General features: G+C 67.4%; 4 protein-coding genes. All 4 read right to left on the minus strand.

Annotated features, from left to right (window positions below):
• Positions 1 to 117: 117 nt before the first annotated feature.
• Positions 118 to 813, minus strand: a complete 696-nt coding sequence (urtE, locus tag ACIPIA_RS10815; RefSeq protein WP_400509346.1) for an urea ABC transporter ATP-binding subunit UrtE — start codon at positions 811 to 813, stop codon at positions 118 to 120.
• Between the two features lie 151 nt (positions 814 to 964).
• Positions 965 to 1,729 carry an urea ABC transporter ATP-binding protein UrtD gene (gene urtD / locus ACIPIA_RS10820; RefSeq protein ID WP_400509348.1) on the minus strand — a complete coding sequence of 255 codons (765 nt, stop codon included), beginning with the start codon at positions 1,727 to 1,729 and terminating at the stop codon, positions 965 to 967.
• A gap of 4 nt (positions 1,730 to 1,733) precedes the next feature.
• The gene (gene urtC / locus ACIPIA_RS10825; protein ID WP_400509350.1) at positions 1,734 to 2,873 is read right to left on the minus strand and encodes an urea ABC transporter permease subunit UrtC; all 1,140 of its coding nucleotides are present in this window, start codon (positions 2,871 to 2,873) and stop codon (positions 1,734 to 1,736) included.
• Positions 2,870 to 4,411: urea ABC transporter permease subunit UrtB (gene urtB / locus ACIPIA_RS10830; protein WP_400509352.1), on the minus strand; the 1,542-nt coding region annotated here is incomplete at its 5' end. The genes urtC and urtB, both read right to left, overlap by 4 nt.

Genomic DNA, 4,411 nt, shown 5'->3' on the forward strand with positions numbered 1-4,411 from the left:
TTTCCGGCGGCGCTCAACGGCCTCTTCGCCGCCAAGGAGGTGTTTGCGGCGCGCGACCTCGCGGCGTGAGCGAGGCCATCCCGACACCCGCCGGCTGTCGGTTGGCGGGCCTTGGCCTCACACCTGGATCAGCCGCTGGACCTGGTTGGCGTCGAGCTCGCTCATCGGCCCGGACAGCACGACTTCGCCGCGGTCCATCACGAACATCGTGTCGGCGAGCTCGCGGGCGAAGTCGAAATACTGCTCGACGAGCACGATCGCCATGCCGCCCTTCTGGCGGAGATAGTCGATGGCGCGGCCGATATCCTTGATGATCGAGGGCTGGATGCCCTCGGTCGGCTCGTCCAGCACCAGCAGCCTGGGTCGGGTGACCAGCGCCCGCGCGATCGCGAGTTGCTGCTGCTGGCCACCCGAGAGGTCTCCGCCGCGCCGGCCGAGCATCGACTTCAGCACGGGGAACAGGTCGAAGAGTTCATCCGGGACGAAGCGCTCCCCGCGCTTCAGCGGCGCGAAGCCGGTCTCCAGATTCTCCTTCACGGTCAGCAGCGGGAAGATCTCCCGCCCCTGCGGCACATAGGCGATGCCGGCCCGCGCGCGCTCCTCGCTGCGCAGGCCGGAAATATCCTCTCCGTCGAGACGGATGTGCCCCGCCGAGATCGGCTGGTGCCCGACGATGGCGCGCATCAGCGAGGTCTTGCCGACACCATTGCGCCCCATCACGCAGGTGACCCTGCCGGGCTCGGCAGCGATCGAGACATGTCGAAGCGCCTGGGCGGCGCCGTAGTGGAGGTTGATGGCATCGACCGTCAGCATGGGGCCGCCTCCGCACGGCCCTGATCCTGAGGAGCGCGTCGCAGAAGCGCGCCTCGAAGGATGCTCCCGGAGGCTCCGGAGATATCTGGAACCTCCTTCGCGACTCCGCTGCGCGGCTCCTCAGGATGTGGGCTGTGCAAGTCTTCCATCCTCACCGCCCCAGATACACTTCGACGACGCGCTCGTTCGCGCTGACCTGGTCGAGTGGACCTTCGGCCAGTACCGAGCCTTCATGCAGCACCGTCACCTTCACGCCGAGCTCGCGGATGAAGCCCATGTCGTGCTCGACGACGATGACGGAATGATCCCTGGCGATGTCCCTGAGCAGCACCGCCGTCTGGGCGGTCTCGCCGTCGGTCATGCCGGCAGCCGGCTCGTCGACGAGCAGGAGCTTCGGGTCCTGGGCCAGGAGCATGCCGATCTCGAGCCACTGCTTCTGGCCGTGCGAGAGGGAGCCCGCGAGCCGGTCCCGCTTGTCGGCGAGCTTCACGATGCCGAGGATGTCGTCGATGCGCTTCTGCTGCGCGGCCTCCGTCTTCCAGAACAGCGTCCTGCCGACGGTCCGCTTGGACTTCAGCGCCAGCAGGATGTTGTCCTCGATCGTGTGGAAGTCGAACACCGTCGGCTTCTGGAACTTGCGGCCGATGCCGAGATTGGCGATCGCGGCCTCGTCCAGCCTGGTCAGGTCGACGCTGCCGCCGAACATCACCGTGCCGACATCCGGCTTCGTCTTGCCGGTGATGATGTCCATCATCGTGGTCTTGCCGGCGCCGTTGGGGCCGATGATCGCGCGCATCTCGCCGGGTGCGATGGTGAGCGACAGGCCGCGGATCGCCTTGAAGCCGTCGAAGGAGACGCTGACGCCGTCGAGATAGAGCAGCGAGGAGGTCAGGGCGCCGGGCACGGGAGCGTTCATCGGATCACTCCGCCGGGGCCGGCTCGGCCGCCGGCAGGGCTTCCGGCTTGCGTCGGCGCGCCCAGAGCGCTTCCGCCGTGCCGAGAATGCCCTTGGGCAGGAAGAGCGTGACGACGACGAAGAGCCCGCCCAGCGCGAAGAGCCAGTACGGAGCCATGAAGCCCGAGGTGAACACGGTCTTGGCCCAGTTGACGACGACCGCGCCCAGGGCGGCGCCGACCAGCGTGCCGCGCCCGCCGACCGCGACCCAGATCACGGTCTCGATCGAGTTGGCAGGGGCGAACTCGCTGGGATTGATGATGCCGACCTGCGGGACGTAGAGCGCACCGGCCACCCCCGCCATGCAGGCCGAGACGGTGAAGACGAAGAGCTTGAAGCGGTCGACCCGGTAGCCGAGGAAGCGCGTGCGGGATTCCGCGTCGCGGATCGCGATCACGACCTTGCCGAGCTTCGAGACGACGATGCCGCGCGCGATCAGGAAGCCCGCAGCCAGCATGACGCAGGTCATCGAAAACAGCGCGGCGCGAGTCGCTTGCGCCTGGACGTTGAAGCCGAGAATGTCTTTGAAATCGGTCAGGCCGTTATTGCCGCCGAAGCCCATGTCGTTGCGGAAGAAGGCGAGCAGCAGCGCATAGGTCAGCGCCTGGGTGATGATCGAGAGATAGACGCCGGTCACGCGCGAGCGGAAGGCGAACCAGCCGAAGACGAAGGCGAGCAGGCCCGGCACCAGAAGCACCATCAGCATGGCGAAGGGGAAGGAGGAGAAGCCCCACCAGTACCAGGGCAGCTCCTGCCAGTTCAGGAAGACCATGAAATCGGGCAGGACCGGGTTGCCGTAGACGCCGCGGGTACCGATCTGGCGCATCAGATACATGCCCATCGCATAGCCGCCGAGCGCGAAGAAGGCGCCGTGGCCGAGGCTGAGGATGCCGCAATAGCCCCAGACCAGATCGAGCGAGACCGCGAGCAGCGCGTAGCAGAGGTATTTGCCCCAGAGCGACATGGTCGAGGTCGGGACATGGAAGGGGGACGATACCGGCAGCAGCAGGTTGGACAGCGGGACCAGCACGGCCAGAGCCAGCAGGATGGCGAGAAAGATGCCGCCGCGCCTGTCCATCTTCTGCAGGAGGAAGGAGGTGATCATGCTTCCACCGCCCTGCCCTTGAGCGCGAACAGGCCGCGCGGGCGTTTCTGAATGAAGAGGATGATGCAGACGAGCAGCGCGATCTTGCCGAGCACCGCCCCGGCATAGGGTTCGAGCAGCTTGTTGGCGACTCCCAGCGTCATGGCGCCGACCAATGTGCCCCAGAGATTGCCGACGCCGCCGAAGACCACGACCATGAACGAGTCGATGATGTAGCTCTGGCCGAGATTGGGGCTGACGTTGTCGATCTGCGAGAGCGCGACGCCAGCCAGTCCGGCGACGCCGGAGCCCAGCCCGAAGGTCAGGGCATCGATGCGGCCGGTGCGGATGCCCATCGCCGACGCCATGCGGCGGTTCTGGGTGACCGCCCGCATCTGCAGGCCCATCGGCGTGAGTTTCAGAATGGCAAGCAGCGTGGCGAAGACCAGCGCCGCAAAGACGATGATCCAGAGTCGGTTATAGGTGATGGCTAAACCACCGAGTTCGAAGGCACCGGACATGAAAGCGGGCGCGCCAACCTCGCGATTGGTCGGGCCGAAGGCCGTGCGCACGGCCTGCTGCAGGATGAGGCTGATGCCCCATGTCGCCAGCAGCGTCTCCAGCGGGCGGCCATAGAGGAAACGGATGACGCCGCGCTCGATCGCTATCCCGACGGCGCCGGCAGCGATGAAGGCGGCGGGCAGCGCGATCGCCAGCGACCAGTCGAACAGCCCAGGCGCATGGGAGCGGATCAGCTCCTGAACCACGAAGGTGGTGTAGGCGCCGAGCATCACCATCTCGCCATGGGCCATGTTGATGACACCCATCACGCCGAAGGTGATGGCGAGGCCGATGGCGGCGAGCAGCAGGACGGAGCCGAGCGACAGGCCGTACCAGAGGTTCTGCGCGACACGCCACAGAGCAAGGCGCCCCTCGATGGCGGCGATGGCCCGGTTCTGCGCATCCCGCAAGGTGGGGGTGATTTCACCGGCGAGGCCCCGCAGCGCGGCCAGCGCATCCTGATCGCCGCGCTCGCGCAGAACCTCGACGGCCGCGACACGGTCGAGCGGCTGGGCGTCGGGCCTGGCGATCAGGATCGCGGCCTGGGCCTGCCGCAAGGCGGCGAGCGCGCGCTGATCCGTCTCCCTGGCTATCGCGGCCTCGACAACCGGCAGCAGGCTGGCATCGCGCGACTTGAACACGGCTTCCGCCGCCGTGACGCGCCGGGCCGGGTCGGGATTCAGCAGGCTGAGGCCACCGAGCGCCGCCTGGACGTTCCGGCGCACCGCATTGTTGAGGCGCACCGGCTTCAACCCCTCCGGAGCCGTGGTCAGCACCTGTCCGGTGCGGGCATCGACAAGCCCGCCGGCCACCGTCTTGACCACCACGCCGCCCGGCCCGGCGAGCAGGCGCCCGTCGCCGAGCGCCTCGACGATCAGCGCGGCATTGGGGTGTGCGGTCGAAACCAGGAGCTCGATGGCACGGGAGGTGTCCGAATAGCTGTCCGCCGCCAGCCGCGTGAAGGCCTCCTCGGCCGTCTGCGCGAAGGAGGCGACCGA

The sequence above is a fragment of the Allobosea sp. CER48 genome, from assembly GCF_044752385.1.
In the GTDB taxonomy this organism is placed as follows: Bacteria; Pseudomonadota; Alphaproteobacteria; order Rhizobiales; family Beijerinckiaceae; genus Allobosea.